Source organism: Nocardioides sp. zg-1230, from assembly GCF_013155335.1.
Lineage (GTDB): Bacteria > Actinomycetota > Actinomycetes > Propionibacteriales > Nocardioidaceae > Nocardioides.
Map to the genome: position 1 here is coordinate 1 of NZ_JABJQZ010000003.1, position 25,924 is coordinate 25,924.

The window sequence follows — 25,924 nt, forward strand, 5'->3', positions numbered from 1 at the left end:
CCCCCCCGCCACCCCCCCGTCCGTTGACACCGCCCCGCCCACGCCACCCTCCGGGGCCCCCGCCGCGCCCCACCACCGAGAGGAACACGACCACGTGACGACGAAGATCCGGGCGACGCTCGCCCAGCTGGTGTGGCTCGCGTGCGCGTTCGCCGCACTGCTGCTCGCGGTGGGGGCGCTGCTGATCGCGCTGGACGCCAACAAGTCCAACGAGCTGGTCCAGGCGATCCTCAGGGGCGCCTCGTGGGCCGACCTGGGGATCTTCTCCCGCCAGGACGGCATCAAGCAGTTCCGCGGCGACGGTGCCGAGGTCAAGAACGCCCTCTTCAACTGGGGCCTCGCGGCGATCGCGTGGCTGGTGGTGGGACGGGTCCTCGAGCGCATCATCAAGCCCTGACGGCGCCCGGAGCGGGCGGGGTCGCGGACCGACCGTGACAGTGTCACTGTGAGCGACTGCACCCCGATCGCCATTCCGGTCGTCGTTGACCGACCAGTAACCTCATAGCCACATCCGAGTGCACAGGAGGGGCCGCGAGGCCACACCACCATGAACATTGTTGTCTGTGTGAAGTACGTGCCGGACGCCACGGCCGACCGCAAGTTCGAGGACGACAACACCGTCGACCGCGTTGGCGTCGACGGCCTGCTGTCCGAGCTCGATGAGTACGCCGTGGAGCAGGCGCTGCAGTTCCGGGAGAAGCGCGAGGGTGAGGAGATCACCGTCACCGCGCTGACCGTCGGCCCCGAGAAGGCCGTCGACGCGGTGCGCAAGGCGCTCCAGATGGGTGCCGACTCCGGCGTCCACGTCGTCGACGACGCCATCGCCGGCTCCGACTACCTCGGCACCTCCCTGGTGCTCGCCAAGGCGATCGAGAAGGTCAAGGCCGACTCCGGCGCCGACCTCGTGGTCTGCGGCATGGCCTCCACCGACGCCTCCGGCTCGGTCGTCCCGGCGATGCTCGCCGAGCGCCTCGGCATGCCGCAGGTGACGCTCGCGTCGGTCGTGGAGTCGCAGGGCGACCAGGTCCGCATCAAGCGCGACAACGAGGGCTCGACCGAGGTCATCGGCGCGACCCTCCCGATCGTGCTGAGCGTGACCGACCAGTCGGGCGAGGCCCGCTACCCGTCGTTCAAGGGCATCATGGCGGCGAAGAAGAAGCCGCTCGAGACGTGGTCGCTGACCGACCTCGGCCTCGACGCCGACCAGGTCGGCCTGTCCGTGGCCTACACGCAGGTCGAGGACACCACCGCCCGCCCGCCGCGCACCGCCGGCGAGATCGTCACCGACGAGGACGGCTCGGGCGCCGGCGCGCTGGTCGACTTCCTCGCGTCCAAGAAGTTCATCTGAGGAGCAGCCAGAGATGTCTGAGGTTCTTGTTGTCATCGACCACGCCGACGGCGAGGTCAAGAAGCCGACCTACGAGCTGCTCACCATCGCGCGTCGCCTCGGCGAGCCCGTCGCGGTGTTCTTCGGCTCGCCCGACCAGGGCGACGCCGTGGCCGAGAAGGTGAAGAAGTACGGCGCCGCGAAGGTGTACGTCGTCGACGACGCGCAGATCAAGGGCTACCTCGTCGCGCCGAAGGCCGAGGCCCTGCAGCAGCTGGCGGAGAAGACCAGCCCGGCCGCGATCCTGCTGCCCTCGACGTTCGAGAACAAGGAGGTCGCCGGTCGCCTGGCGATCAAGCTGGGCTCGGGCCTGATCACCGACGCCGTCGACGTCGCCGACGACGGCACGACGACCCAGTCGGTGTTCGCCGGCAACTACACGGTCCAGGCGAAGGTCACCACCGGCACGCCGATCATCACGGTCAAGCCCAACTCCGCTGCCCCCGAGGAGGCGGAAGGTGCCGCCGCGGTCGAGGCGTTCGCCGCGACCATCAGCGACGTCGCGAAGACCGCCCAGGTGGTCGCCACCCAGCCGCGCCAGTCCACCGGTCGCCCGGAGCTGACCGAGGCCGCGATCGTGGTCTCCGGCGGTCGTGGCACCGGCGGCAACTTCGAGCCGGTCGAGGGCTTCGCCGACAGCCTCGGTGCGGCCGTGGGTGCCTCGCGCGCCGCGGTCGACTCGGGCTGGATGCCGCACGCCTTCCAGGTCGGCCAGACCGGCAAGACGGTCTCGCCGCAGCTCTACGTCGCCAACGGCATCTCGGGCGCGATCCAGCACCGCGCCGGCATGCAGACCTCGAAGACCATCGTCGCGGTCAACAAGGACCCCGAGGCGCCGATCTTCGAGCTCGTCGACTTCGGCGTCGTGGGCGACCTCCACACCGTCCTGCCCGCCGCCACGGAGAAGATCACCGCGCGCAAGGGCTGACCCGCAACGCATCACGCGCACGACCCGGCAGGGTGACCCTGCCGGGTCGTCGTGCGTCCGGGCTCAACGCCGGGTGCGCCGGACCGCCCACTCGCCGTCGTCCTCCACGAGCCGCACGGTGTAGCCCGTCCACCTCGCGAAGAGGTCGAAGCGGTAGGGCAGCTCGAAGTTGGACGAGCGGGCCCCGAGGCAGTCCGTCGGGAAGGTCGGCAGCCGGGTGCGCGACAGCGTCCGCCACCCGTCCGCCGTGGACGCCTTCAGCACGGTGGGCCACCCCCGGTGCCGGCCGGCCGAGGTGAGCAGGACCGCGGCCTCCGGGCCGTCGGGCACCACCACGTCGCACCGACCACCCACCCCGCCCGGCAGGGTCACCACACCGCGCTCGGGGGAGATGACGTGGGTCCGGGTGCGACCGGGGACGGCGACGTAGCGGCCGTCGGGCGACAGGCCGTAGGGGTGCCGGCCCATGCGCAGCGCCTGCCACGGGGTGCCGTCGCGGACGGTGAGGACGACATGGCGACCGCCGCACTTCAGGGCGGCCATCAGGACGCCCGGCGGCTCGGCCCACCAGTTGTCGCCCCACGCGCAGCGCCTGCGGCCGGCGTCGTACGCGATCGTCGGGGCGCCCCAGGTCTGGCTGGCACGGTCGTAGGCCTGGGCCCGCACCACGCGACGCCCCGCCGAGCCGACGGCGTACAGGCCCTGCCCCGGGGCCGTGAAGAAGCGCGTGGAGAGCCGGCCGTCGGCAGCGTCGAGCCCCGGAGCAGCGGCCGGAGCGATCGCGGTGACGGCCCAGGGCGAGACCGCGTCGGCTCGTGAGATGACGGTCACCCGGCCGGGGTCGCTGAAGTCGCCGAACCAGGCGGTGTCGGAGTCGACGTTGGCGAAGCTGGCGTCCTGGCAGGCATCGTCGAGCGAAACCTCCTGCCGAGCGGGCGCCACGTCCCCGGTGCGGGTGAGCACGAGCAGGCGGCAGCGGCGCGGGGCGACGTCGGCCCCGTAGAGGTAGGAGACCTGGGCGGCGTCGGTGATGGTGGCGGTCGCGGTGTACTCCCGGCCCGGAGTCCTGAGCGCGTGGCGGGTGAAGCCCTCCGGTCCCCAGGTGACGTAGCCGCGGAGCTCCGGCCACACCGCTCTGCTCCCGTCGGGGGAGATGCCGGGCTCGTCGTAGGCCTCGCCCTCGAGCTCGTACGACGACCAGGTGACCGTGTCGGCCGACCACAGGGCGTGGGAGCCGGTCGGGGCCTGGTCCTCGGCGTAGGTCCTCGCGGAGCTGCACGCCGCCATGACCGCCACGGCGCCGTTGCTCGTGCGGGCCTCGACGCTGCCGCAGGCGAGATCCTTCTCCCGCAGCACCACCCGGCGCCCGCTCCAGACACCCGTCGTGGCGTCGAGGCGCTTGCTCCACACCGCGCGCTGGCCCCGGCCCACCCACACGCGGAAGAGGTCGCCGTCGGCCAGCGTCAGCTCGACCCCGCCCTCGATCTCCCGCGGCAGGTCGTCCACCCCCGGGACGTCAGCCGGCGCGGGTGGCGAGGCGCCCACGGTCGAGCCGGTCAGGACAGCCGCTGCGGTCGCCAGCGCGACCATCACCCCCGTGATGCGAGACATGGCGCCACCCTAGGCCCGCCGGGCCTACGCTGGAGAGCATGAGCAGCGAGGCGGCAGTGCACGAGGTGGCGCGAAGGGCCCGGACCGCCAGCCATGAGCTCGCCACGGCGACGAGGGCGACCAAGGACGCCGCCCTGCACGCCATGGCCGACGCCCTCGTCGGGTCCTCCGCGGACATCCTGGCCGCCAACGCCGAGGACGTCGCGCGCGCCGAGGTGGGCGGCACGCCCGCCAACATCGTCGACCGGCTCCGCCTCGACGACTCCCGGCTCGAGGCGATGGCGCAGGGCCTGCGCGACGTCGCCGCCCTGCCCGACCCCGTCGGCGAGGTGCTGCGCGGCAGCACGCTGGCCAACGGGCTCGAGCTGCGCCAGGTGCGGGTGCCGTTCGGCGTGGTCGGGATGATCTACGAGGCCCGCCCCAACGTCACCGCCGACGCTGCCGGGATCTGCCTCAAGGCCGGCAACGCGGTGCTCCTGCGCGGCTCGTCGAGCGCCCGGTCGAGCAACGCTGCGATCGTCGCCGCGATGCGCGGCGCGCTGGCGGGCAGCGGCCTGCCGGAGGACGTCGTACAGCTGGTGCCGGGGGAGACCCACGACAGCGTCAAGGCGCTCATGCGGGCCCGCGGGCTCGTCGACGTGCTCATCCCGCGCGGCGGGGCCGGCCTGATCCGCAGCGTGGTGGAGGAGTCGACGGTGCCGGTCATCGAGACCGGGGTCGGCAACTGCCACGTCTACGTCGACGCCTCGGCCGACCTCGAGCAGGCCCTCGCGATCGTGCTCAACTCCAAGACCCACCGCACCAGCGTCTGCAACGCCGCCGAGTCGCTGCTCGTGCACGAGGACGTCGCTGACGAGTTCCTGCCGCTCGTCGTGGAGGCGCTCCAGGACGCCGGGGTGCTGATCCACGGCGACCCCGCCTTCGCGGAGTACGACGACGTGGTGCCCGTGACCGACGAGGACCACGCGGCGGAGTTCCTGGCGCTGGAGATCTCCGCGGCCGTCGTGGCTGACGTGGAGGGAGCCATCGAGCACATCCGCCGCTGGTCGTCGGGTCACACCGAGGCGATCCTCGCCCGCGACCAGGCCACGATCCGGCGCTTCGTCGCCGCGGTCGACTCGGCCGCGGTGATGGTCAACGCCTCCACCCGCTTCACCGACGGCGGGGAGTTCGGCTTCGGCGCCGAGATCGGCATCTCCACGCAGAAGCTGCATGCCCGCGGCCCGATGGGGCTGCCGGAGATGACGTCGAGCAAGTACGTCGTGGTCGGCGAGGGCCACGTCAGGTGACGCACCGGTGGTGCCGGTAGGGTGACGCCATGCTGAGCACCGTCATCACGCTGGCCGCCGAGGCCGAGAGCGAGCCTGCCGTCCACCCCTACGTCGTGGGTGCCATCGCCCTGGCGCTGCTGCTCGTCCTGCTGCTGGCCGTGGTCTCCTTCGGTGGCGGTCGCGAGCACAGCTGATCCGGTGACCGGTCCCGTGGGGCAGCGCCGCGTCGGGGTGATGGGCGGCACCTTCGACCCCATCCACCACGGCCACCTCGTGGCCGCGTCCGAGGTGCAGGCGTGGTTCGACCTCGACGAGGTCGTCTTCGTGCCCACCGGCGACCCGTGGCAGAAGAGCGACCGCGTCGTCACCGGCGCCGAGGACCGCTACCTGATGACGGTGGTCGCCACCGCCGCCAACCCGCGCTTCTACGTCTCGCGCGTCGACATCGACCGGGCCGGGAAGACCTACACGATCGACACGCTGCGCGACCTCAAGGCCGAGATGCCCGACGCGGAGCTGTTCTTCATCACCGGCGCCGACGCCCTCGCCGACATCTTCACCTGGCGCGACGTCGAGGAGCTCTTCGAGCTCGCCAACTTCGTCGGCTGCACGCGCCCCGGCTACGAGATGGACCCCCAGGCGCTCGCCAAGATCCCCGCCGATCGCGTCACCATGGTCGAGATCCCCGCCCTGGCGATCTCCTCGACCGACTGCCGCGAGCGCAAGCGGCGCGGCGAGCCCGTCTGGTACCTCGTCCCCGACGGCGTCGTCCAGTACATCGCCAAGCACCACCTCTACACCGCCAGCACGACCACGAGCACCACCACGAGCACGAAGACCAGCAAGGACACTGCATGACTGCCACCGACCACGCCATCGAGCTCGTCGAGATCGCGGCCCAGGCCGCGCACGACAAGAAGGCCGAGCAGGTGCTCGCCTTCGACGTGAGTGAGCAGCTCGCGATCACCGACGCCTTCGTGCTGGCCAGCGCGACCAACGAGCCGGCCGTCAAGGCCATCGTTGACGAGGTCGAGGACAAGCTGCGCGAGGCCGGCGCCAAGCCGATCCGCCGCGAGGGCCACAAGGAGGGGCGCTGGGTGCTCCTCGACTACGGCGAGATCGTGGTCCACGTGCAGCACGAGGAGGAGCGGTCCTTCTACGCCCTCGAGCGACTCTGGAGCGACTGCCCGCTCATCCCGCTGACCCTCGCGTGAGGCGCCTGGTCCTGCTCCGCCACGGCCGTACGGCGTGGAACGACACGGGTCGCGCGCAGGGCCACGCCGACGTACCCCTCGACGAGGTCGGTGAGGCGCAGGCCAAGGCCGTCGCGCCCGTCCTGGCGGCCCTGTCCCCGGTCGCGGTGTGGTCCTCCGACCTCGCCCGCGCCGCCGGCACCGCCGCCGTCGTCGCGGCCGAGGCGGGGCTCGAGCCGGTGCTCGACGCCCGGCTGCGCGAGTTCGACATCGGCCCGCACCGCGTCGGGCTGACCGACGAGCAGTACGCCGCCGCCCACCCCGAGGAGCACGCCGCCCTGGTGGCCGGCGACGTCGAGGCGATCCCCGGGCGGGAGACCCCCGACGACGTGCTGGCGCGCTTCCTGCCGGCCCTGGCGTCGTACGCCGACGCGCTCGGCGACGGCGAGACCGGCCTCGTCGTGTCCCACGGCGCAGCCCTGCGGGTCGCGGTGCCCGCCTTCCTCGAGTGGCACGACGAGGTGGGTGAGTCCCTCGGGGTGCTCGCCAACTGCGGCTGGATCGTGCTCGAGCACTCCGCCTCGACCTGGACCGGAGGGGTCGTGCGGTGGCGCCTGACCGCCTGGAACCGGGTCGCGGGTGAGTGACCGCGCCCGCGAGGTCGACCTCGCCCTGAGCCGGCAGCTCGCCAAGGTCATGGACGACGCCGTGACGGTGCCCGGCACCCGGATCGGGCTGGGCCTCGATGCGGTGATCGGGCTGGTGCCCGGCATCGGCGACGTCGTCGGAAGCGCCCTGTCCGGGATGATCGTCCGCGACGCGATCCGGGCGCGCGTGCCCATGCCGGTGCTGGCGTGGATGGGGCTCAACCTCGTCGTCGACGCGCTGCTGGGCCTGGTCCCGGGCGTCGGCGACCTCCTCGACGTCGCCCACCGGGCCAACCGCAAGAACCTCCGCCTGCTGCTCCGCGAGGTCGAGCGCCAGCCGCTCCGCGAGCCGCCGAGCACGGCGTACGTCGTCGGTGCGGTGGCGCTGATGCTGGTCCCGGTGCTCGCCGGCCTGGCCGTCACGGTGCTCGGGATCTGGCTGCTCTGGCGCCTCGTCACGGGGTAGGGGACCCCGATTTCACCTGCCGGTCGGGTGTCGGCTAATGTTCTGCGCTGTTGGGGCTGTGGCGCAGCTGGTAGCGCATCTGCATGGCATGCAGAGGGTCAGGGGTTCGAGTCCCCTCAGCTCCACAAGAAGGAATCGGCGGTCTACCTGCAGAAACGCGGGGAGGCCGCCGATTCTCATTTGGTCGAGATGAGCGGGAGACCACGGCGCAGACCACGGGTCGGGCTTGGTCGGCCGCTTCACATGCCCGTGACCCGCCCCAACCTCATGTCATGCCGCTGGTGTTGCCGCGAGCCGATGTCCGGTGGCGTTGGGGAGCTGCCCGAACGCCCGCGTGTCGGTAGTGGTGGGCACGCCACCCGTCGGCGTTCTGGTGACGGGAGGGGGCCGGAGTCGGAGTCGGGAGTCGGAGTCGGGAGTCGGGTGCGGGTGATGACGGCGACGAGTCCACGAGAAATCTTCTGAGGGAGTTTCCGCAGGTGGTCGCCGAAGTCGTGCCCTGATCGCCTCTGCCCCCTCCCGAGGGCGTCTGAACTTCTCGTGCGATCTTCTGCAGCCTGCTCTCACCGGAGGCCCAGAGCGGGTCTCCACGAGAGGCCAGGAGGCCACCATGAGCGCCACGACCACCCGCAAGTCCGCGACCCGCAAGCCCGCCGCGAAGGCTGCTCCGAAAGAGCAGAAGCCCGAGCCGGTCGAGATCAAGGCGACCGCGAAGAAGGAGTCCGAGCCGCAGCCTGAGCCCAAGACCCTGATCGAAGCGCTCACGACTGGGCAGGCCGCGCTGATCAAGGTCCGCGCCAACAAGACGACCCGCTCGCTTCCCTACCTCGCCGTGGGGACGGAGGAGCGGAAGCAGGCCGAGGCTGTCGCGAAGATGCGGGAGGGTGGCGCGACCGTGGACAGCATTGCCGAGTCGTTGAAGGTGTCCACTGCGACCGCCCGACGTTTCCTGACGAACCTCGCCCTCGCCCACGCGGTGGAGGCTGGTGACCACGACAAGGCGTGGACTAAGGGCGCCCGCGAGGTCATCGTCCACACCGTGGAGGCGAAGAAGGCGTGAGCCGCCGTCACAACTGAAAGCACGACTCCGAGAGGGGCTGGCCTACGGGCTGGCCTCTCTTTGACGACGTAATTCCCTGCACTCAGGAATGATGGACGGATGACTGATCTCAAGGTGTCGCTAGACGAGGTTGTCCTCATCACGGCGCGCAACAACAAAGAAATCCGGGTCACGCAGAACATGTACGACGCGCTAGCAAAGTTGCGCCCAGTCCTCGTCGATGCCGCTCGCCGAGGAACAACGGTCACGTATAAGGATGCAGCGGTCGCGACCGACAACGCATACCTGCCGCAGGGGCTCGGCCCGGCGCTGGACGTGCTCAGCGAGGACTGCTTCCGACGCGATGAGCCGTCGCTCGCGTCGCTGGTCGTTCGCAGTGATGTTGGGGAGGTCGGCGACGCGTTCGTCGGAGACGCCGAAGATGAGCGCGAGGCCTGCTGGCAGCACTGGCAGCGATAGCCGCTGCGCCGACTCTGGCGCGTGAAGAGCGGTGTGTCGGCCCCTCGGGCCACCCGACCCCTGCTCCTCGGTCTAGTGGCCGAAAGGGGCCGTGTCGGCTGACGTGGCGCAGTTAGCCCACCGGCAAGATGCCCAAAACGTCCCAGCGATCCTTCCATTTGGTCAATCGCTTGCTCGTGATCGCGTGGTGTTGACTGGTGCCACCGCGTGCTCGCTGACCGCCGTGGCGAGCGAGATAGGCCGCGTGGTGCTCGTGAATGTCGTTCTCCACCCACCAAGCGGGCGCGATGTAGAAGTCGGGATGCTCCGGACCGAGGTCGACGAAGATCCAGAACTTCTCTTCTGTCGGGTCCTCTTGCCGGGGATGCGCGTCGCGCGCCACGTTGGCGTGCCAACTGCCCGCCGTCTTGGTCTTTACCTGAATCGCGATCTTGCGGAGATGCTCCGCATCGCTGGCGAGCAGGTCGATCCCTTTCATGTTGCCGCTGAAGGTGACGGCATAGCCGCCGCGCCGGTGAATCTCTGCCGCGACGAAGTGTTCGCCTGCCGGACCGACCTGACCCGTGTGGAGCTTCATGCTTGGCATTGAACACGAGGCTCGGGGCCTTGGGTCAGGTCACCCGGCCAGCGGGTGCGGGTGGGCCCGATAGAAGTCGCGGAGCGACTTGATGGTGATGCAGCCGCGCTCGTCGGTCGCGAGCTTGCCGTCCGCGATCTGGCTGCGGACGAAGTCGGGCGAGCGTTCCCACTCGCGGGCGAGCTGTCCGATGGTCAGGCCGTCTCGGTAGGCGGCGGTCGGTGCCTTGGGCATGGCGGTCTCCTTCGTTGGTCCTGCGGACCAGTACACAGATGATTGGCGCGGTTCTGGGCTCACGAACGATGTCGGAGCTGGCAACTACCTTGCTCCTCATGGATGTGACGAAGTGGGGCGCAGCAGAGTGGGCTGCATTCGGCGCGGTCGGAGCGGTCGTTGTCTACATTGTTCTCGGGGTGATCGCGCTCCGGCAGTTGGGCGAATCTCGTCGGCTCCGAGAGTTGGAGCACCGGCCCTACGTGCTAGTGGATTGGTACTTCAAGGGCTTCTTCGTTGCGCTGGAGGTCCGCAACATTGGTCGGACCCCGGCTCGTGACGTTCGGGTGACCTTTGACAAGCCCCTGCAAGCCACCGTCAAAGCGCGCGTGCCGGACTTCAGCATCTTCGAATCTCCGATTCCCCTGATGGCTCCTGGCCGAGTCATCAGGCTCCCTATGGGCACAGGGCCAGAGTTCTTCAAGGACGGCGCTGACGTCCCGCTCTCATATTCGGCTCACGTCAAGTACACCGACATGACCGGGAAGCAGGAGTACGACGACCCGCCGTTGCTCCTTGACCTTGAGCCCTACAAGCACACGACTGCACCAAGGGACAACGCTGCCGAACTAGTGGATGCCGTCCGCAACGTGCGGGACACGCTCAACAAGTGGAACTCGCACAACGGCCTGAAGGTCGTCTCGACGGACCGGCTGAGGTATGACCGCCGTGAGGAGCGGTGGGATCACTTCTACGAGGCCCGACGGATGATCCGCGAGGGTGGCGTCAAGCGACTCTGGCAGTTCGAGACAGAGCGGTTGAAGCGGCGCTTTGGCTAGCCGCCGTGGTCGCAGCCGTGGTCGACGCTGGGTCCGTCACGCTCGGGTCGAGCGTGGCGACCCTCGGCTGGCGTAGGCGATGTGCCTAGAATCCGCGGATGGCTTTGAACTTCGGTGGGCAGCGAATTCGGATTACTGGCGTCGGTCCGTGGTCGATCCAGTGGGAATATCTGCCCACGAATCGCGAGATCGTTCGTCGGGTGCTAGCCGACATAGAGATCCGTGAGGTGTTCTACGGAGCGGTGGCGCAGGAAGACCCGGAGTTCTGTCGCGTCTCGATGATGGAAGTGCGCGACATCATGACTGGAGAGTTGGCACGTGTAGAGCAGGGTGATGCCCTCGATTACGACCTGCGCATCATTCGAAACGCCGCCAAGGAGTTCAACACCGAGGCGGGCGGGAGTGCTCGGAACTTTCTCCGTGATCCAGAGCTCTTTGCACGGGCGCTCGACACCATGCGCAACGCGGTCGCACCACCGATCCGCCGTATGGCCGTTGCGTACAACGTGTTGATTGATCACCGCCTCGACGCCGGACTACCTCCCAGCGTTTACAAGGTCGTCCCCTGAGGCCGTCCATTGTCCGGTAGGGGCGCGATGCTGACCACGTCGTCTCTACCCCCGCCGTAAAGCCGCTCAACGATTGCGTCCATGCTCGGGTCGTCCTGATAGACCTTCGTGTAGACGTCCATCGTGGTCTTGATCGACGTGTGGCCCATCCAGTCCTTCAAGACGTGGGGAGGGACGCCCTCTTGGGCTCGCAGGCTCGCGAAGGAGTGCCGGAGGTCATACACACGAGGCGCGTTCTCGTCGGTGAAGCCAGCGGCCTTGACTGCCCGCTTCCACTGCCTGCGGGCGAACATCTTGTAGACGAAGAACTCGCCCTGATCCGCGAACACGAAGTCGTCAGCGCCAAGCCGGCGATCCTCGACGTAGGACCAGAACTCAGTCATGACTGCCTTAGGCACCGGCACGACCCGACCCTTGGACTTGACCGTCTTCGTTCGCCCCACGCTGAGCACGCCGTTGAGGTCCTGGATGGTGTCCTCGACCTGCACGCGGCACCGCAACTGGTCGACGTTGCGGACTCGGAGACCCGCCAGTTCGCCCGGTCGAAAGCCCGTCCAGAACGCCAGTAGCGCGAAGAGCCGGTAGCGACCCTCCGGCAGGTGGCCGATGATCGCCTCGGCTTGGTGCCTCGTCAGCGGGCGAGCTTCGAAGTCCTTCCCACTGATCTTGCGTAGCCGCTTCTGGAAGTGCTCCGTCGGAGCCTCGTTGATGTACCGCTCCTCCACTGCGTAGGCGAATACTGACCGCGCGACGCTGAAGATCTTGTGCTCAGTCTCCTGGCTCAATCCGTTGGGCTTGCCCTTCGCGAGCACCTTGCCCGTGGGGGAGAGGCGGGCGGGGCGAGGCTTGCGGATGTTCTCGATCAGCCGGCGAACGTCCTCGCGGCTGATGTCGGAGATGGCGACGTTGTCCCATTGGCTGAGGTGGCGACTCAGAAGGTGGCGATAGCCCGAGACGGTCCGCGGTCGGAGAGTTTCGCCGAACGCGTCGAGCCACTCGTTGCTCACCGTCGCCCACGTGACCGCGCCTCGATCCGGACTGATGTAGGTCCGATTGCTGATCGCCTGCGCCGTGCTGATCTGGAATGCCTTCGCTTCCTTCAAGGTGCGGAAGGTCCTACCTCGGACCATCGCCTCGCCGTTGCTGGAGATGGTGTTCGGATCGCGGTATCGCACTTCATATCCGCGCAGCGTGAACGGGTCGTCCTTCCTGTGCCGGTAGCGGATGCCCTTCTCTCCCGGGACTGGGCCGACGTACTGCTTCTTAGGTGCCATGTGAATCTCCTATCGGTGAATGACCCTCTGCTGTCGAGGGCCGACAAGGCGTACAGAACGAAGGGCAGGGATCGAAAGGACCTCTGCTGCTCCATCTCCGTGTGGAGTGAGGGGAGGGCGACCCTCTGCTGCGCTGGCAGAACCGCACTCGTCGTCTGACCAGCGGAGTCCGCGCTTCAGCGCGTCAGGAGACCAACGAGGAGACCACGGGAGCAGTCGGGAAGCGGCGTTCGCCAGCGGGAGGCCGAGGTATCGGCAAAGATCGTTGTCATGCGTTCCTTGACTGCGACGGTGCTGGTTGTCTGTCTGTCTGCCCTATCGGCATGCGGTGGCGAGGGGGACTCAAAGGAGGCGAATGCAGACACAAGCGCCACCACTACCCCGTCTGCCGAGCCCTCCGACACCGAGACGACGGAGCCAGCCCCGCCACCTCCGGACAAGGACGGTGACGGCGTGCCAGACGATCAGGACGTCTACCCGAACAACCCGCTGGCCGACGTTCCGGAGTCGATCGAGGTTGTCTGCGACGTCAAGGGCGGCAGGACTCGGTTTCTCATCGACCGGGTCAAGCCGAACTGGAAGGAAGTTTGGAACACGCCTCTACCGCAGAAGCGGGGAGCGTTCGGGCCGACGGTGTACTGCGAGTCGTACGGAGGTCGCCTGGAGCCCGTGTCTGGAATCGAGCAGGCGCTCAACGACGCCGACAAGAAGCCAGACAAGTACACACTCCGAATTCCGTACGAGCAGTGTGTGGAGCACGGCACCAACTGGACGATGAACGAGTGGCCCGTGGGAGATGGACAGGTCAAGGAAGCGCAGCAAGCCCTTTTGCTCTGCCCCAACCATCCCGATGCTGCCGCGATCAGGTCACGTATCGCTGACGTCGGTGTTCTACAGACGGCGATCAAGGAAGGCCGCGCCTTCGGCGACGGCAATTATCGCGTCGGAACGGGTGTCCAGCCCGGAACATACTTCACCGAGAACGTCGAGAATTGCTATTGGGAGCGTCTTGACTCCGCAGGCAACATCATCGACAACAACTTCATCTCCAGCGGCCTTCGGGTAGAGGCCACCATCTCGGCGTCGGACTTCTCGTTCCATGCCGAGGGCTGTGGGATGTGGCGGCAGGTCGCATAGCGACAGCCGATCTGCGGGGTGAGCGAATGCGGGTCGGCCTCGGTGCCCACATCGGGGCTGGTCCCACGTTCTAAGGCCGAATGCGCCGATGCTCGTCGGTGACTAGCGCAGCCGTGGGCCGGGTAGCGGGTGCGGTGGCCGGTCGTGGAGCAGGGAAGGCAGCCGCTCGACGTTGGATGGCGGAATAGCGCGGGTCTCCTCAACAATCTCGGCGTCCACGATGTCGTCACCGACGTCGACCAGGATTCCGTCGAGGGCCTCCTGCCACGGCTCGATCATGACCTTGACCTCGTTGCGGTTCTCATAGGTCAGCAGGAACTCAGCGACCTTGCGGCGCTCGGAGAACGGGATGCGCTTGTCGCCCATCGCCTTGACGAGCATCGATGCCGCGTCGTCCTGTGCCATGAGGATGCGCTCTTGAGCCTTGCGCCTGACCTGAGGTGCTGCTCCGCCGTGCTTGTTGCACACGACGCTGCCCTTCATCGCCCACTTGGCACACTGCTCGCCCCAGCGGTTCGTCGCCTTACATCGGACCTTCTGCGGATACGCCCCGCCACGTCGTCTCGGCTTGCTCATAGGTTCCTCTCTTCATGGGTTGAGTCGAGGCCGATCACCTCGATGCGAAGTCCTGGTCTGCCGTACCTTCCGACGTTCGCCGGCGCGAGTGAGACGAGCCCTTCGGCCTCAAGCTCGTGCAGCGCGTCTCGTAGTGCTTGCCGTGGGGAGGAGGAGAGTCGACTGATGACGCGACCCTTACCGCAGAGCCCCTTGCTCAGATCGCTGAACAGGAGCGTCGGCCGCCCGTCTGATTCGAACCAGCCCCAGACGAGGTCTCGGATCGACGCGTGCCTACTGGTGGTCATGACTACTGACTCCTGCGGTCGAGGGAAGTAAGAAGCCGATATGTGGCTGTGCGCTGGGAGGTAGCCCCTTGTTCCCTCCCCCTAAGGGGCGGAGGGGAGGGAATCAAGGGCTTCCCTCCAGCAGCCACGGAGGGGAAGGGAGGGAAGGCGGAGGGAAGGCGGGAAGGCGTCACGACTCCTCCTTCGGAGCGTGCTCTTTGAGCCACTGCCTCGTGGAAGGACCGATCTTCTTTCGAACGATGAGCCCCTCGGATTCCAAGCTCGACAGCGCTCCGCTGAGTCCGCCCTTCTTCGTGACGTTGAGTCGCTTCTCCAGATCGCCGACGATCGCGCCCTTGCCTTCGACCGTTGCTAGGGCGTTGAGAATCTCGGGCTTCCACTTGTCGATCCCGTTGGTTCGGCGGTTGCCGTCAGCCCCCGTGAGTCGACGCGTGCTGCGGTCGTACTCCAGCTTGAACTCGGGCACGTAGCCGGAGCCCGTGCGGCCTTCCATGTAGAGGAAGCGATCCTGATGTTCGTCCTTGGCAAGGATCATGCGATTGTCGGCCCAGTCATCGAGGGCTGTTGCGCCACGCGACCTCTCCTCACCGAAGCCCTGCTCGCTTCGCCCGGTGTGTACGTAGAGAAACAAGTCCTTGACTCCTGACTCCTCCTTGATCACGTCGAGCACGTCGGTGAAGGCGTTCACGTCGTCGTTGCTGTTCTCGCTACCGAAGCCCTTGAACGCTCGACGGTGCGGGTCGAGATGAAGGACCTCAACGTCCATCTCCGAGCACCACTTGATGAGCTCTTCTTGATTGCGCGTGCCGACGAGGCTGAACGGCACTCCGCGCAGGTTCAGCAGCGCGATGCGCTTGCGCTTCCGGATGCCTTGATCCTCTAGCCAGTCGAGCATGTCCGAGTCGGTCAGCTCGTAGTTGAGCAACCCGATCCGGCCGCTGGGTTTGATCACCGAGTAGCGACCGAGGAAGTCGTCCCCGTCCGCGAGGCTGCGGAGCATGTTTCCGCCGAGGGTGGTCTTTCCCGTCTTGAAACGAGCCGTGATCGTGGTGCTGTGGCCCACTTCGTGGAAGCCCTCGATGCGATGGGGCGTCTCGTCTGGTCGCGGGCGGGCAAGCGCCTCAGCCAACGTCAGCCTCGGAAGCACGATCTGGCGCTTCTCGGCTTCCTCTTCAGCCAGGATGCGCGCCGCTTCCTGCCTCACGCGAAGTCGACCCAGCTCCTTGCTGAGGAGCGTCGCGTGGGCGCTCTGAGAGTTGCCCTTATTGCTCACGACGCGACCTGTCCCGAGCCCGCTTCTCCCTGCGGCCCCCTCCTGTGCGACGGCCTCACCAGAGCCCGTAGATCGCCGACGGTGTGCCCAGCAACGAAGTAGTCATCTAGCCCCGTCTTGGCCCCGTTCTGTCCGGCAGGCAGGTCGGCCCAGAACACCCGGGCACCCAAGCGCAGCAAGAAGCCGGTGAGGCGTTGCCGAGCTTCCTGCACCTTCTGGTTAGTGACCTGATCGCTGTCGAACACGATGGTGAACGCGCGCTCCGTAGGGAAGTGACCCCACTCGTCGCACGGCACCGAGTACGAGTACGGACGGCCGCTCTCGCTACGCGGCCGATACACGAAGTTGTCCACGCCCGAGAGTCCGAGACAGACGAGCCCGCGAGACGTCGCAGCGTCAGCCTTCTTGTGGCCCTCGGTGATTAGCACTCCAACGCCCGGGTCTTTAAGCCGCTCAAGCATCGACGGGTGGACGTCGATGTAGTTCCGGGCCCGTCTCGGAGCGAGGTACTTCAACTGGCGCTGCGACTCCGGATCAACGATTGGCACGTCGGGCCGGTAGATCGCGGGTGACGGAGTCAGGGAGGGGGCAGGAGTCGGGGGATGCAGAGGGATCAGTAGACCCCTCTCGCTGCCTCGCCAGTGAACGCGAGGGCGGAACCCGTACTCGCGAAGTTCCTCCGGGTCGCGGATCGTGCGATAGCCCCGCTGCTTCACTACCTCGGGTGATATCCCGCTCTCGTCAACCAGCATTCGATAATGCCGTCGGGCGAGCTTCTTCACGTCGATTCCTTTCGCGTTATTGCCGCTAATCACGTCGGCTGGCACCAGCCTACGGAATGTGAGCCCCTTATCCGGGCTCAAAATTCATTGCCCTGCTCCAACCAATTTCAGGCGAGAGGTTTTCTCGCTGACAGACCGTGGAACAATGGGCCGTGGCGCTTCTTCCTTTCACGCCTGCGGCCTAATCAACCGCGAACTTCCGGCCTCACCGTTCTGACCCGTCCGGTGGGGCCGGATCTTCTTTATGCTGAGGGCGTCCCCTGAATGCGCGGCTGAGCCGCACCCCTGATAGGACCGAGCGGGCGGGGCTGGCGCGTTACGAAAACACCCCACCCGCTCGGAGACTCAGGCCGCGGAGCGGCGGAAGGGTCGCGGCTCGATGGTGAGGCCGCTGCGGGGGTCGTTGAGCGCGTCGAGGATCAGCGCTCGGAGGGCGAGTCGGTCGACCATCCGGCCTCGTGCTCGCAGGTGCTGGCGAGTCCGACCGCTCAGCAGATGGACGGGCATCAGGTATCCGCGACCCGAGCGAAGCCCTTGCTCTTCCTCCCACGCGGTGTAGACCTCGTGCAGCAGGCGGACCGACTTCCGTGGCTTGACCCCGGTCGGTCGGACACCGTGACTGTCCTGGATGTGGTTCAGGTCGTCCCACGTGAGTGGGGGCTCTTGGGCGTTACGCTGGCTAGGCACGCTAACCACACACCTTCCCGTGTGTTTGATGGTGCCCCGCGAGATTCGTTGGCGCGTCCTCGCGGGGTCACCGGGTTCAGTTCGGATGAGTGGCGCTCCGCCTAGCCCCGGAGCGTCCGGATGTCACATGAGGGCCGCCGCACCTCGCTTCCGCTGGTCCTCGGCGAGGTCAACGGCGAGGCTCGGCCTGCGGTCGTTGAGCGTGGGGAAGCGGGAGTAGAACTCCGTCAGGTAACCGACCGGGTCCTCGTCCATCGCCTGTCGCTTGGCCTCGACGGACTGGAGAGACTCGAGCACCTTCTCCAAGGTGATGCGCTCGTTGATCAGCCGCTTCTGGAGCTTCGCCAAGTCCTTCCACGGCACCTCGTTGCGCTCGGCCTGTTTGCGGACAGCGACCAGTCGTTCCTGTAGGCCGTCAAGGCGAGCAAGGACGTCCTTGGCCTTCTGCTGGTCGCGTGCTCGGCTGTCGCGAATCTCGCTCCGAACCCGCTGCTCGTCTGCCGCCCGAGCCCTCGCCTCCCACGTTGCGATGAAGTTGTTGTCAGCGATGCTGAGGCCGGGCACGTTCCTCATCTGGAACGCCTGTTGTGCGTAGTAGTCCATCGGTCAGCCCCTCAGGTGTGGCGGGAGCGACTGGTTGCCAGCCCGCTCCTCTGCGTAGATGTCCTCAAGTTCCTTGGTGCGTCGACGCTGAGCGAGTACCGCGTCCTCGGCCTTGAGCTGGTAGTCATACGTCCGGTCGAGCTCTTCGCGGATCTGTTCGAGTTCACGCATCGGGGACCCCTTCCATCGCTTCGTGAATGACCTCCTGGGCGCGGGCGACCGCCGTAGCGTCGTCCGCCCCCCGAGCGCCGATGGTGGACTTCGCCTCCGCGACAAGAGCTGCATCGAGCAGCGCCCGCAAGTAGTCGCTCGAAGTGATCCCGTGCATGGCCGCAACTTCGTTCAGATAGTCGCGTTGCTTGATCGACACCCGAAATGTCAGATTGATCGGAAAGTCGCTGTGACTCTTTGGCATATCTCGCATTCCTCCTTTGCCTAGTGCCTTGCGGCTTGCTGGTTACCGCATGGCATAAACCTAGGGAATACGGGCATCCATTTGGGGCTCGGAAATAAATTGCTTCATATGGCCGAGGTCAATGTTTAGTTGTCAAGAAGCAGCGCATCTGAGGGTGCTCGGAACCCCGTCTGCATCGTGGGGAGACGAGGAACCGGGCAGCCCTCAGGCGTCGCCGCCTTGGGCGAGGTAGGCCTCGACGCTCTCGGGCAGGACGAGGCGACGAGCGCCGACCTTGACGGACTGCACCTTCCCGTCGCGCACAATCCGCCACGCCGTCTTCGAACTGACGTGCAGCAGCTCGGCCAGCGACAGCGGGTGGTCGCCGTCCTTCGGTGTCGTCCTTGCGTCGACGCGAATGAGCGGTTTGGTCAGATCCATGGGGCTTCCTCTCGGAAGGCTCGCGCCAGAAAGCAAGACGCCGGACACGAGCCGGTTGGCTCTGCCCGGCGTCCGTTCTGGAGAACTCAGGACCCACACAGTCGAACAGTCACAAGGGTTCCGACTGACCTATCGCCCGTGTCGCTCCGGACTTGATCAACCAGCGCCGCACTACCTCCCAGTTATCTTCCTCGGACGTGCGACCGACCGACTGGGATACGCCGTTCTGTTCTGACAGCAGGCCGACATCGAGGCAGGCTCCGACCCGCGCGCCAAGGCTTCCGAGGCCTCCGGATCGCAGTTGGAAGCAATCTGTCCGACGCTGACCCCGGTTGACCCAACTCGACCACTTCTAGACCACGGGCCACCCCTCGTCGGCGCTCGTCTGCCGTGGTCTGCGGCTCACCTCGGACTCAGCGTTCCGAGCGTGGAATCGGCCCTGACCTGCACGAACACCAAGCGGCTCTGTCGCAATGGCATGCAGAGGGTCAGGGGTTCGAGTCCCCTCAGCTCCACCAACACAGAAGGCCCGCGGACACCCGCGGGCCTTCTGGCATTTCGGTGATCGGGGAACGTTGGCTCGCCCAGGGCGAGCCGGAAGTCCCCGATCCGCCGGCGAGGCGTGGACTCGGCGTTCGGACGGGCTCGGTGGCACCATGTGCCCATGACCGCGACCGACGTCTCCACGGGCACCACCCCCGCCCAGATCTCCGAGCGCACCGCCTCCCACATCGAGGCGACCGAGCGCTACGCAGCGCACAACTACCACCCGCTCCCCGTGGTGCTCGCCGAGGGCGACGGCGCGTGGGTCATCGACGTCGACGGCAAGCGCTACCTCGACTGCCTGGCCGGCTACTCGGCGCTCAACTTCGGCCACTCCAACGAGCGTCTCGTCGCGGTCGCGCGCGAGCAGCTGGGCCGCCTCACGCTGACCAGCCGGGCGTTCTTCAACGACAAGCTCAGCGGCTTCGCCGAGGCCCTGTGCCGGCTGACCGGCAAGGACATGATCCTGCCGATGAACTCCGGCGCCGAGGCTGTCGAGACCGCGATCAAGGTCAGCCGCAAGTGGGGTTACGAGGTCAAGGGCGTGCCCGCCGGCCAGGCCACGATCATCACGATGGAGGGCAACTTCCACGGCCGCACCACCACCATCGTCAGCTTCTCCGACGACGACGTGGCGACCTCTGGCTACGCCCCGTTCACCACCGGCTTCCGCGGCGTGAAGTACGGCGACATCGAGGCGATCGCCTCGGCCATCGACGACACCACGGTGGCCGTCCTCTTCGAGCCCATCCAGGGCGAGGGCGGCGTGGTCATGCCGCCCGAGGGCTTCCTGCGCGACCTGCGCGCGCTGTGCACCGAGCGCAACGTCCTGATGGTGGCCGACGAGATCCAGTCCGGCCTGGCCCGCTCCGGCAAGACGTTCGCGTGCGACCACGAGGACGTGGTCCCCGACATCTACATCATGGGCAAGGCGCTCGGCGGCGGCATCTACCCGGTCTCCGCGATCGCGGCCGACCGCGAGGTCATGGACGTCATCACCCCCGGCTCCCACGGCTCGACCTTCGGCGGCAACCCGCTCGCCGCGGCCATCGGCACCGAGGTCGTCGCCATGCTCGAGGAGGGCACCTTCCAGGCGCGCTCGGCCGAGATCGGCGAGCAGCTCCGGGCCGGCTTCGGCCCGCTCGTCGGCCAGGGTCTGTCCGACGTCCGCGTCCGCGGCGCCTGGGCCGGCATCGACATCGACCCGACCCTCATGTCCGGTCGCCAGATGTCGGAGGCGCTGATGGCGCGCGGCATCCTCGCCAAGGACACCCACGGCTCGACCGTCCGCTTCGCCCCGCCGCTGGTCGCCAGCGACGAGGACATCGCCGGGCTGATCGCCGCCGTCGCCGAGATCCTCGCCGCCGCCCGTTCCTGACCCGTTCCGAGGAGATGGCCGCCCGCTTCGACCACCTCGTCGTCGCCGTCGAGGACCTCGACGACGCGGCCGCCCGCTGGCGCGCGGCCGGGCTGTCCGCGGAGCGCGGGGGAGCGCACCCGGTCGGCACGGAGAACGTGCTCGTGCGCGGTCCCGGCGCGGCGTACGTCGAGCTGATCGCGGCCGGCCGCGACGAGTCGAACCCGTGGCTCGACCGCATCCGCTCGGCGCGCGGGCCGATCTCGTGGGCCGTGGCGGTCGACGACCTCGACGAGGCCCGTACGTCGCTGCTGGCAGCCGGCTTCGAGCCCGGCCCGCCGGTGCCCGGCTCGCGCCGCACGCCCGACGGCGAGCTGCTCGAGTGGCGGGTCTGCGACGTCGGCCCGGGGCCGTACGACGGCTCGCTGCCGTTCCTGATCGAGTGGATGACCCCGATGGGTGCGGGTCCGCCCGACGGTCCGGTCGTGGAGTCGCTGGTGCTGACGCCTCCCGACCCCGGTCGCGTCAGCGACCTGCTGGTCGCCCTCGGGCTCGACCCGGTCCGGCACGGTGAGGGCCTGGGTCTCCAGGTCGGCGAGCCTCGTGACGACGGCTCGGCGCGCTGGTCGATGGTGTGGGACGACGACGGCTCCGTGCCGGCAGTGACGCTGGAGCTCACGGTTGCGGGGACGGACGGCGGACCGGCCGTGGTCCTCGACGGGGTCGCCCTCGTCAGGTGGCCGGCGCGGCGCGGCTGAGCCGGGCGACGACTCTCTCGAGCCCGGCGGTCCGGGCCGCCTCCAGTGGCGTCATCGCCTCGAGCGGGGAGACCAGCGTCGGGGAGGCGCCGTGGTCGAGGAGCAGCAGCGCCACCTCGGCACGACCCTCCTCGATGGCGGCGACGAGCGCGGTTGACTGGAGCTCCGGATGGACGAAGTCGACGTCCACCCCGGCGTCGAGGTGGTGGCGGACGAGCTCGACGTCGCCGGCGCAGGCCGCCGCGAAGAACGCCTTGTAGTCCCCGTGGGACATCAGCCCCCCCTTCAGGCGATCGTGAGCCCGCCGTCGACCGGGATCGTCTGCCCGGTGACGTAGCCCGCGGCGTCGGAGGCCAGCCACACTGCGGTTGCGGCCAGCTCGTGCGGGTCGCCCTTGCGGCCGGCCGGCACGCGGGTCATCACGCTGTCGAGGTAGCCCTCGGGGTAGGTGTCGGTCATCTCGGAGGAGAAGAAGCCCGGCGCGAGAGCGTTGACCCGGATGCCCTTGCGGCCCATCCACTGCTGGGCCAGGTCGCGGGTGAGGCCGCCGAGGCCCGCCTTCGAGGCGGAGTACGCCGCCTGCGGCAGGCCGCCGGTGGTGAGGCCGAGGATCGAGGAGATGTTGACGATGCTCGACCCGGGTTGCATGACGCGGCCACACGCCTGGGCCATCCAGTAGCAGCCGTTGAGGTTGACGTCGATGACGGAGCGGAACTCCTCGGGCGTCTCGCGGGTGGCAGGAACGGCCGTGCCGACGCCGGCGTTGTTGACGAGCACGTCCACCCGGCCGAACTTCGCCATCGCCTCGTCCACGAGCCGCTGGCACTGCTCGGGGTCAGCCACGTCGGTCGCAACCGTGAGCACCCGCCGGCCGGTCGAGCGGACGGAGTCCGCGACCCGCTCGAGCTTGTCGACGCGGCGGGCTCCGAGCACGACGTCGGCGCCTGCCTCGGCGAAGCAGTGCGCGAACGCGACACCCAGCCCGCTCGATGCGCCGGTGACGATGACGACCTTGCCGTCGAGGCGGAAGAGATCCATGACGCTCATGCCCCCGGACCTTAGGACGTGCCGCTCGTCACCCTCGTCACGGGGGTCATCGGCGCCCGCGGGAGGTCGCGCACGGAGCGGGAGCAGAGCACGAGGGCGACCACGGCGACGTACGCGACCGCCGAGGCGACCAGGACCGGCGTGAAGCCGAAGGCGAGTGCGAGCGGGCCGTAGGCGAGCTGGCCGACCGGTATCGCCACGAACGAGCCGAGGGCGTCGTAGGAGTAGGCGCGCGAGAGCATGCCGTCCTCGATGTTCTCCTGCATCGCCAGGTTCCAGCCCATGCCGAAGACCTCGATCCCGGCCCCGGCCAGGAAGGCCGTGGTGACGAGGCCGACAAGGGTGGGGGAGACGCCGAGCAGGAGCATCGGCGGCGCCATCATCGCCACGCCGAGCATGCCGAGCAGCAGCGGTCGCTCGAGGCGTACGCGCAGCAGGACGATCGTGGTGAGGAGCAGGCCGACGGCCTCAGCCGACAGCACGATGCCCCAGGCCTGGCGACCGATGGTGTCGTCGGCGACCGCCGGCCCCAACGTGGACCAGGCGCCCGCGTGGATCGCGTTGAGCACGCTGAAGCCGACGACCACGATCCACAGCCAAGGGGTCGCCCAGAAGAAGGACCAGCCCTCCCGCAGCTCGCGCAGCGTGTCGGGCACCTCGGCCCGGGGCGGCCTGGCGGGCAGGCGCACCGGCATGAGGAGCAGTGCGGCGAGCAACCAGGTGGTGGCATCGACGGCGAGGGCCCAGCCCGAGCCGACCGTGACGACCAGCAGGGCGCCGATCGTGGGTCCGAGCACCATCATGCCGTTGCGCGTCAGGGAGACCAGGGCGTTGGCCGGCTGGAGCTCCGAGCGCTCGACCAGCTGTGGCAGCACGCTGGCCATCGCGGGGAACCCGATGCCGGACACGATCCCGTGGACGATGGAGAGCGCGACCAGCATCCAGATGTCGGCCTCACCCGCCAGCACGAGCAGGGCTATGGCGCCCTGGCTGAACGCGGAGGCGAGGTTGGAGAACTGCAGCACCAGGGTCCGCGGGAACCGGTCCGCGATCACGCCGCCGTAGAGCAGCAGCGCGATCATCGGGATCGTGTGGGCGGCCAGCACCTGGCCGAGGGCAGCAGGGGAGTCGGTGATGTCCAGCACGGCGAACGCGAGCGCGATGCTGGCCATCATGTTGCCGAGCGTGTTGACGAGGCGTGAGGCGAAGTACCACGCGAAGTTGCGGTTGCGCAGGGGCGCGATCGCGGAGGCCCAGGTCATCGGTCGGTCTCCCGTCCCGGCGCCCAGCGGGCCTCGTCGCCCTCGAGGCCGCCGGACATCGTGAAGGCGTTGGTGGTGAGGCTGATGTGCACGGTGTCGGGGGTACCGGCCGGCCGGGCCTCGGCGTGGAGCAGGTGGGACGCCTCGTGGAGTAGGTCGAGGGCGCGCCGCCATGCCTCGAGCGGCACCCAGGCCTCGAGGTCGCTCGACGAGCCCGACCCGCGCCCTGCGTCCCGCAGCCGCCGCTCGACCTCGACGCTGCTGGCGCGCGCGTAGGCGATCCGGTCGTCGATCGCGCTCGAGCGGTCCGCGACCTCCCGCGCGGCGTCGTACCGGTAGCGCTTGGCGACGCCGCCGCGGATCTTCTCCTCGCTCTCCACCACGAGCTCGCCGACGTCGTGCAGCTGGCGCAGGTGGTAGGACGCGTTGGCGTGGGTCAGGTCGAGCGCGCGGGCGACCTCGGCGGCGCTCATCGCCTCGGCCGTGAGCAGCGACATGATGCGCAGCCGCACCGGGTGCGCCGTCGCGCGCAGCCGCGCCACTGCCTCGGAGTCGGCCTCGTCCATCTCACCCTCCACGAGTCGTTGGGGAGCGAGTGTGGGCGACGGAGTGGCCGACTGTCAAACACTTCTTGGACGGTTGGGGCGGGCGGGCCGCGCAGCGCGGGGTAGTCCAGTGGGCTGTGGTCGGTCTTGGAGGCGTACGACGACCATCCCTCGCTGGACTACCCCGGCCCGGCAGCCAGTCCTCACTGGACTACCCCGGGCCGCCGCGGGTCTGTCCGAGGAGGGTCCCGCGGTCGCCCCTGAGGCCACCCTGACTCGACCCCGGAAGGGGATGATTCCGGCCCACCGGCGTGCTTGGCTTGTCATCGACAAGGGAGCGGGCACCCGGCCCGCCCGAGGAGTGAGTGAGATGTCCGACCAGTACCCCACCGACCCGCAGGCGGGCGACCCGACGCGTGCCTACGGCCAGCAGCCGGAGAGCGCATACCGCGCCGTCCCGACGACGATGTCCCCGCAGGACGAGCGCACCTGGGGCGCGATCAGCCACGCCGGCGCCGTGGTCGCGATGATCTGCTCCGCCGGCTTCCTCGGGTTCCTGGCCTCGATCGCGGTCTACGTCATCTACAAGGACCGTGGCCCCTTCGTCCGCGCGCACGCGGCGAACTCGATCAACGTCCAGATCTCCATGTTCATCTGGCTCGTCGTCGCCACGGTGCTCTACGTCGTCCTCGGCCTCGTCACCCTCGGCATCGGCTTCGTCGTCTTCCTGCCGGTCTTCCTCGTGCCCCCGGTCGTGGCCGGCATCATGCACGTCATCGGTGCGGTGAAGGCCTACAACGGCGAGTGGTGGAACCCGCCGTTCACCCCGCAGTTCGTCCGCTGACCTCACTGGTCAGCTCGCGCAGCAGCTCGTCCTGCCAGGCGAACGCCGCCCGGGCCCGGTCCGACAGACCGGGTCCGGGCAGCAGCGCCTCCACCTGCTCGGCCGTGCCTGCGGGCAGGTCGGTGCGCAGGTAGCGCAGCCCGAAGTCGTGGCGTGCCGGGCAGTGCCGGACCCGCAGCAGCCGCACCAGGGGCTCGACGGCGAAGCGCAGGTGGAGGCCCGTCGCCTCGGCCAGGTCGCCCCGCGCGATCGCCCGCTCCACCAGCCACGCCCCGGTCTGCCGGCGTGCGGTCGCCTGGTCGACGACCTGCGCACGCTGCGCCTGCATCTCCGCCTCGTCGTCGTCCTCGAGCAGCAGGAGACCGTCGGGGTCGTGCAGGACCATCGGTACGCCGTGTCGGCGGGTGTCCATCGTGAGCCGCTCCGGCGTGGTCTGGATGACGACGTCGAGCAGGCGCGTCGGGCGGGACAGGTCGGCGGCGTCGGGCTGGAGGTGGATGAAGCACTGCCGGCCGGTGGGCCACGTGGCCTCTGGCAGCTCCCACACGTGGTCGACGTCGAGCTCGCGCCGCACAAGGGCGAGCACGGCGTCGTACGTCGTCGCGGCGTCGCCGCTGCACCAGGCCTCGACGTCGAGGTCGGAGTGCTCGTCCCAGCCGCCGGTCACCGCGGATCCGTTGACCACGACCACCTGCAGGGCGGGCACGTGGCGGGGGAGCTCGGTGAGGAGCCGCAGGCAGTCGTCGTACCTGCTCAGGTCAGCGCTCATGCCGTGCAGTATCCCGGGGAGGTATGCTGGTGCCGTGCACGAGCAGCTCCTTCTTCGACAGCCGCGCTGATCGGGATCTCCCACCCGCGGAGACCGACGCGCGGCCACCCCTCCATGTGAGGGGT

33 protein-coding genes and 1 tRNA gene are annotated in these 25,924 nt (G+C 68.4%); 18 read left to right on the forward strand and 16 right to left on the reverse strand.

Features of this window, described 5'->3' with window-relative positions; translation table 11 throughout:
• Positions 1–94: 94 nt before the first annotated feature.
• From HOO61_RS11545 to HOO61_RS11555, 3 genes are all read left to right on the forward strand, one after another.
• Complete coding sequence (locus HOO61_RS11545; RefSeq protein ID WP_172258879.1) at positions 95–397, forward strand: hypothetical protein; 303 nt, start codon at positions 95–97, stop codon at positions 395–397.
• A 168-nt stretch (positions 398–565) separates the two neighbouring features.
• A complete protein-coding gene (locus HOO61_RS11550) occupies positions 566–1,348 on the forward strand; it encodes an electron transfer flavoprotein subunit beta (RefSeq protein WP_367650134.1) in 783 nt (260 codons plus the stop codon).
• Positions 1,349–1,361: 13 nt separating this feature from the next.
• A complete protein-coding gene (locus HOO61_RS11555) occupies positions 1,362–2,315 on the forward strand; it encodes an electron transfer flavoprotein subunit alpha/FixB family protein (protein WP_172258881.1) in 954 nt (317 codons plus the stop codon).
• A 63-nt stretch (positions 2,316–2,378) separates the two neighbouring features.
• Here the strand turns inward: HOO61_RS11555 and HOO61_RS11560 are convergent, their stop codons facing one another.
• Entirely contained in the window at positions 2,379–3,926 is a 1,548-nt protein-coding gene (locus HOO61_RS11560) for a hypothetical protein (protein ID WP_172258882.1), read from the reverse strand.
• Between the two features lie 38 nt (positions 3,927–3,964).
• Here HOO61_RS11560 and HOO61_RS11565 point away from each other — a divergent pair, with 38 nt between their 5' ends.
• From HOO61_RS11565 to HOO61_RS11605, 9 genes are all read left to right on the forward strand, one after another.
• On the forward strand, positions 3,965–5,215 hold the full coding sequence (locus tag HOO61_RS11565; RefSeq protein WP_172258883.1) for a glutamate-5-semialdehyde dehydrogenase: 1,251 nt from the start codon (positions 3,965–3,967) through the stop codon (positions 5,213–5,215).
• A gap of 29 nt (positions 5,216–5,244) precedes the next feature.
• Positions 5,245–5,391 carry a hypothetical protein gene (locus HOO61_RS11570; protein WP_172258884.1) on the forward strand — a complete coding sequence of 49 codons (147 nt, stop codon included), beginning with the start codon at positions 5,245–5,247 and terminating at the stop codon, positions 5,389–5,391.
• A gap of 4 nt (positions 5,392–5,395) precedes the next feature.
• On the forward strand, positions 5,396–6,055 hold the full coding sequence (nadD, locus tag HOO61_RS11575; RefSeq protein ID WP_367650135.1) for a nicotinate-nucleotide adenylyltransferase: 660 nt from the start codon (positions 5,396–5,398) through the stop codon (positions 6,053–6,055).
• A complete protein-coding gene (rsfS, locus tag HOO61_RS11580; RefSeq protein ID WP_172258885.1) occupies positions 6,052–6,411 on the forward strand; it encodes a ribosome silencing factor in 360 nt (119 codons plus the stop codon). Before nadD ends, rsfS begins: the two co-directional genes overlap by 4 nt.
• A complete protein-coding gene (locus HOO61_RS11585; RefSeq protein ID WP_172258886.1) occupies positions 6,408–7,037 on the forward strand; it encodes a histidine phosphatase family protein in 630 nt (209 codons plus the stop codon). The genes rsfS and HOO61_RS11585 overlap by 4 nt, the downstream gene beginning before the upstream one ends.
• Positions 7,030–7,503, forward strand: a complete 474-nt coding sequence (locus tag HOO61_RS11590; protein ID WP_216658869.1) for a DUF4112 domain-containing protein — start codon at positions 7,030–7,032, stop codon at positions 7,501–7,503. The genes HOO61_RS11585 and HOO61_RS11590 overlap by 8 nt, the downstream gene beginning before the upstream one ends.
• Before the next feature lie 52 nt (positions 7,504–7,555).
• A tRNA-Ala gene (locus HOO61_RS11595) sits at positions 7,556–7,628 on the forward strand.
• Between the two features lie 485 nt (positions 7,629–8,113).
• The gene (locus tag HOO61_RS11600; RefSeq protein ID WP_172258887.1) at positions 8,114–8,563 is read left to right on the forward strand and encodes a hypothetical protein; all 450 of its coding nucleotides are present in this window, start codon (positions 8,114–8,116) and stop codon (positions 8,561–8,563) included.
• A gap of 99 nt (positions 8,564–8,662) precedes the next feature.
• The gene (locus HOO61_RS11605) at positions 8,663–9,022 is read left to right on the forward strand and encodes a hypothetical protein (RefSeq protein WP_172258888.1); all 360 of its coding nucleotides are present in this window, start codon (positions 8,663–8,665) and stop codon (positions 9,020–9,022) included.
• Positions 9,023–9,134: 112 nt separating this feature from the next.
• Here HOO61_RS11605 and HOO61_RS11610 read toward each other — a convergent pair whose 3' ends face one another.
• Both HOO61_RS11610 and HOO61_RS11615 read right to left on the reverse strand, forming a co-directional pair.
• Positions 9,135–9,599, reverse strand: a complete 465-nt coding sequence (locus HOO61_RS11610; protein WP_172258889.1) for a hypothetical protein — start codon at positions 9,597–9,599, stop codon at positions 9,135–9,137.
• A 39-nt stretch (positions 9,600–9,638) separates the two neighbouring features.
• The gene (locus HOO61_RS11615; RefSeq protein ID WP_172258890.1) at positions 9,639–9,833 is read right to left on the reverse strand and encodes a hypothetical protein; all 195 of its coding nucleotides are present in this window, start codon (positions 9,831–9,833) and stop codon (positions 9,639–9,641) included.
• A gap of 98 nt (positions 9,834–9,931) precedes the next feature.
• Between HOO61_RS11615 and HOO61_RS11620 the strand changes: the two genes are divergently transcribed.
• Both HOO61_RS11620 and HOO61_RS11625 read left to right on the forward strand, forming a co-directional pair.
• On the forward strand, positions 9,932–10,651 hold the full coding sequence (locus tag HOO61_RS11620; RefSeq protein WP_172258891.1) for a hypothetical protein: 720 nt from the start codon (positions 9,932–9,934) through the stop codon (positions 10,649–10,651).
• 98 nt (positions 10,652–10,749) lie between these two features.
• Complete coding sequence (locus HOO61_RS11625; RefSeq protein ID WP_172258892.1) at positions 10,750–11,220, forward strand: hypothetical protein; 471 nt, start codon at positions 10,750–10,752, stop codon at positions 11,218–11,220.
• Here HOO61_RS11625 and HOO61_RS11630 read toward each other — a convergent pair.
• On the reverse strand, positions 11,202–12,494 hold the full coding sequence (locus HOO61_RS11630; RefSeq protein WP_172258893.1) for a site-specific integrase: 1,293 nt from the start codon (positions 12,492–12,494) through the stop codon (positions 11,202–11,204). The genes HOO61_RS11625 and HOO61_RS11630 overlap by 19 nt on opposite strands.
• A gap of 453 nt (positions 12,495–12,947) precedes the next feature.
• Here HOO61_RS11630 and HOO61_RS11635 point away from each other — a divergent pair, with 453 nt between their 5' ends.
• Entirely contained in the window at positions 12,948–13,631 is a 684-nt protein-coding gene (locus HOO61_RS11635) for a hypothetical protein (RefSeq protein ID WP_172258894.1), read from the forward strand.
• Between the two features lie 102 nt (positions 13,632–13,733).
• Here the strand turns inward: HOO61_RS11635 and HOO61_RS11640 are convergent, their stop codons facing one another.
• From HOO61_RS11640 to HOO61_RS11670, 7 genes are all read right to left on the reverse strand, one after another.
• Positions 13,734–14,207, reverse strand: a complete 474-nt coding sequence (locus HOO61_RS11640; protein WP_172258895.1) for a hypothetical protein — start codon at positions 14,205–14,207, stop codon at positions 13,734–13,736.
• A 456-nt stretch (positions 14,208–14,663) separates the two neighbouring features.
• Positions 14,664–15,767: an AAA family ATPase gene (locus HOO61_RS11645; protein ID WP_172258896.1), complete on the reverse strand. Its 1,104-nt coding sequence runs from the start codon at positions 15,765–15,767 to the stop codon at positions 14,664–14,666.
• On the reverse strand, positions 15,764–16,549 hold the full coding sequence (locus HOO61_RS24875) for a DUF3854 domain-containing protein (protein WP_172258897.1): 786 nt from the start codon (positions 16,547–16,549) through the stop codon (positions 15,764–15,766). Before HOO61_RS24875 ends, HOO61_RS11645 begins: the two co-directional genes overlap by 4 nt.
• Before the next feature lie 810 nt (positions 16,550–17,359).
• Complete coding sequence (locus HOO61_RS11655) at positions 17,360–17,839, reverse strand: hypothetical protein (protein WP_172258898.1); 480 nt, start codon at positions 17,837–17,839, stop codon at positions 17,360–17,362.
• A gap of 3 nt (positions 17,840–17,842) precedes the next feature.
• On the reverse strand, positions 17,843–18,010 hold the full coding sequence (locus HOO61_RS11660; protein WP_172258899.1) for a hypothetical protein: 168 nt from the start codon (positions 18,008–18,010) through the stop codon (positions 17,843–17,845).
• Positions 18,003–18,254, reverse strand: a complete 252-nt coding sequence (locus HOO61_RS11665) for a hypothetical protein (protein ID WP_172258900.1) — start codon at positions 18,252–18,254, stop codon at positions 18,003–18,005. The genes HOO61_RS11660 and HOO61_RS11665 overlap by 8 nt, the downstream gene beginning before the upstream one ends.
• A gap of 204 nt (positions 18,255–18,458) precedes the next feature.
• The gene (locus HOO61_RS11670) at positions 18,459–18,674 is read right to left on the reverse strand and encodes a helix-turn-helix domain-containing protein (RefSeq protein WP_172258901.1); all 216 of its coding nucleotides are present in this window, start codon (positions 18,672–18,674) and stop codon (positions 18,459–18,461) included.
• A 664-nt stretch (positions 18,675–19,338) separates the two neighbouring features.
• Between HOO61_RS11670 and rocD the strand changes: the two genes are divergently transcribed.
• Positions 19,339–20,595: an ornithine--oxo-acid transaminase gene (rocD, locus tag HOO61_RS11675; protein ID WP_172258902.1), complete on the forward strand. Its 1,257-nt coding sequence runs from the start codon at positions 19,339–19,341 to the stop codon at positions 20,593–20,595.
• Between the two features lie 14 nt (positions 20,596–20,609).
• Positions 20,610–21,332, forward strand: coding sequence for a VOC family protein (locus tag HOO61_RS11680; RefSeq protein WP_172258903.1), 723 nt, complete (start codon positions 20,610–20,612; stop codon positions 21,330–21,332).
• On the opposite strand, the gene HOO61_RS11685 is transcribed toward HOO61_RS11680, so the two are convergent.
• Genes HOO61_RS11685 through HOO61_RS11700 form a run of 4 tightly spaced genes read right to left on the reverse strand, consistent with a single transcriptional unit; the run spans position 21,307 to position 24,207 of the window.
• Positions 21,307–21,606 carry an ankyrin repeat domain-containing protein gene (locus tag HOO61_RS11685; protein ID WP_172258904.1) on the reverse strand — a complete coding sequence of 100 codons (300 nt, stop codon included), beginning with the start codon at positions 21,604–21,606 and terminating at the stop codon, positions 21,307–21,309. The two genes, HOO61_RS11680 and HOO61_RS11685, sit on opposite strands and share 26 nt — an antisense overlap.
• A gap of 11 nt (positions 21,607–21,617) precedes the next feature.
• On the reverse strand, positions 21,618–22,379 hold the full coding sequence (locus HOO61_RS11690; RefSeq protein ID WP_172258905.1) for an SDR family NAD(P)-dependent oxidoreductase: 762 nt from the start codon (positions 22,377–22,379) through the stop codon (positions 21,618–21,620).
• 11 nt (positions 22,380–22,390) lie between these two features.
• Positions 22,391–23,641 (reverse strand): MFS transporter, encoded by a 1,251-nt coding sequence (locus HOO61_RS11695; RefSeq protein ID WP_172258906.1) that lies wholly within the window; start codon positions 23,639–23,641, stop codon positions 22,391–22,393.
• Positions 23,638–24,207 (reverse strand): transcriptional regulator, encoded by a 570-nt coding sequence (locus HOO61_RS11700; RefSeq protein ID WP_172258907.1) that lies wholly within the window; start codon positions 24,205–24,207, stop codon positions 23,638–23,640. The genes HOO61_RS11695 and HOO61_RS11700 overlap by 4 nt, the downstream gene beginning before the upstream one ends.
• A gap of 349 nt (positions 24,208–24,556) precedes the next feature.
• On the opposite strand from HOO61_RS11700, the gene HOO61_RS11705 reads away from it, so the two are divergent.
• Complete coding sequence (locus tag HOO61_RS11705) at positions 24,557–25,030, forward strand: DUF4870 domain-containing protein (protein WP_216658870.1); 474 nt, start codon at positions 24,557–24,559, stop codon at positions 25,028–25,030.
• Here the strand turns inward: HOO61_RS11705 and HOO61_RS11710 are convergent.
• Positions 25,008–25,799 carry a hypothetical protein gene (locus HOO61_RS11710; RefSeq protein ID WP_172258908.1) on the reverse strand — a complete coding sequence of 264 codons (792 nt, stop codon included), beginning with the start codon at positions 25,797–25,799 and terminating at the stop codon, positions 25,008–25,010. The two genes, HOO61_RS11705 and HOO61_RS11710, sit on opposite strands and share 23 nt — an antisense overlap.
• Between the last annotated feature and the right edge of the window lie 125 nt (positions 25,800–25,924).

Bases quoted from the DNA above. Each gene is read 5' to 3' on its own strand.
- HOO61_RS11555 (WP_172258881.1), top strand. From the start codon at position 1,362: ATGTCTGAGGTTCTTGTTGTCATCGACCACGCCGACGGCGAGGTCAAG.
- HOO61_RS11560 (WP_172258882.1), bottom strand. From the start codon at position 3,926: ATGTCTCGCATCACGGGGGTGATGGTCGCGCTGGCGACCGCAGCGGCT.
- HOO61_RS11565 (WP_172258883.1), top strand. From the start codon at position 3,965: ATGAGCAGCGAGGCGGCAGTGCACGAGGTGGCGCGAAGGGCCCGGACC.
- HOO61_RS11570 (WP_172258884.1), top strand. From the start codon at position 5,245: ATGCTGAGCACCGTCATCACGCTGGCCGCCGAGGCCGAGAGCGAGCCT.
- rsfS (WP_172258885.1), top strand. From the start codon at position 6,052: ATGACTGCCACCGACCACGCCATCGAGCTCGTCGAGATCGCGGCCCAG.
- HOO61_RS11600 (WP_172258887.1), top strand. From the start codon at position 8,114: ATGAGCGCCACGACCACCCGCAAGTCCGCGACCCGCAAGCCCGCCGCG.
- HOO61_RS11605 (WP_172258888.1), top strand. From the start codon at position 8,663: ATGACTGATCTCAAGGTGTCGCTAGACGAGGTTGTCCTCATCACGGCG.
- HOO61_RS11610 (WP_172258889.1), bottom strand. From the start codon at position 9,599: ATGAAGCTCCACACGGGTCAGGTCGGTCCGGCAGGCGAACACTTCGTC.
- HOO61_RS11615 (WP_172258890.1), bottom strand. From the start codon at position 9,833: ATGCCCAAGGCACCGACCGCCGCCTACCGAGACGGCCTGACCATCGGA.
- HOO61_RS11620 (WP_172258891.1), top strand. From the start codon at position 9,932: ATGGATGTGACGAAGTGGGGCGCAGCAGAGTGGGCTGCATTCGGCGCG.
- HOO61_RS11625 (WP_172258892.1), top strand. From the start codon at position 10,750: ATGGCTTTGAACTTCGGTGGGCAGCGAATTCGGATTACTGGCGTCGGT.
- HOO61_RS11630 (WP_172258893.1), bottom strand. From the start codon at position 12,494: ATGGCACCTAAGAAGCAGTACGTCGGCCCAGTCCCGGGAGAGAAGGGC.
- HOO61_RS11640 (WP_172258895.1), bottom strand. From the start codon at position 14,207: ATGAGCAAGCCGAGACGACGTGGCGGGGCGTATCCGCAGAAGGTCCGA.
- HOO61_RS11655 (WP_172258898.1), bottom strand. From the start codon at position 17,839: ATGGACTACTACGCACAACAGGCGTTCCAGATGAGGAACGTGCCCGGC.
- HOO61_RS11660 (WP_172258899.1), bottom strand. From the start codon at position 18,010: ATGCGTGAACTCGAACAGATCCGCGAAGAGCTCGACCGGACGTATGAC.
- HOO61_RS11665 (WP_172258900.1), bottom strand. From the start codon at position 18,254: ATGCCAAAGAGTCACAGCGACTTTCCGATCAATCTGACATTTCGGGTG.
- HOO61_RS11670 (WP_172258901.1), bottom strand. From the start codon at position 18,674: ATGGATCTGACCAAACCGCTCATTCGCGTCGACGCAAGGACGACACCG.
- rocD (WP_172258902.1), top strand. From the start codon at position 19,339: ATGACCGCGACCGACGTCTCCACGGGCACCACCCCCGCCCAGATCTCC.
- HOO61_RS11680 (WP_172258903.1), top strand. From the start codon at position 20,610: ATGGCCGCCCGCTTCGACCACCTCGTCGTCGCCGTCGAGGACCTCGAC.
- HOO61_RS11685 (WP_172258904.1), bottom strand. From the start codon at position 21,606: ATGTCCCACGGGGACTACAAGGCGTTCTTCGCGGCGGCCTGCGCCGGC.
- HOO61_RS11690 (WP_172258905.1), bottom strand. From the start codon at position 22,379: ATGAGCGTCATGGATCTCTTCCGCCTCGACGGCAAGGTCGTCATCGTC.
- HOO61_RS11695 (WP_172258906.1), bottom strand. From the start codon at position 23,641: ATGACCTGGGCCTCCGCGATCGCGCCCCTGCGCAACCGCAACTTCGCG.
- HOO61_RS11700 (WP_172258907.1), bottom strand. From the start codon at position 24,207: ATGGACGAGGCCGACTCCGAGGCAGTGGCGCGGCTGCGCGCGACGGCG.
- HOO61_RS11705 (WP_216658870.1), top strand. From the start codon at position 24,557: ATGTCCGACCAGTACCCCACCGACCCGCAGGCGGGCGACCCGACGCGT.
- HOO61_RS11710 (WP_172258908.1), bottom strand. From the start codon at position 25,799: ATGAGCGCTGACCTGAGCAGGTACGACGACTGCCTGCGGCTCCTCACC.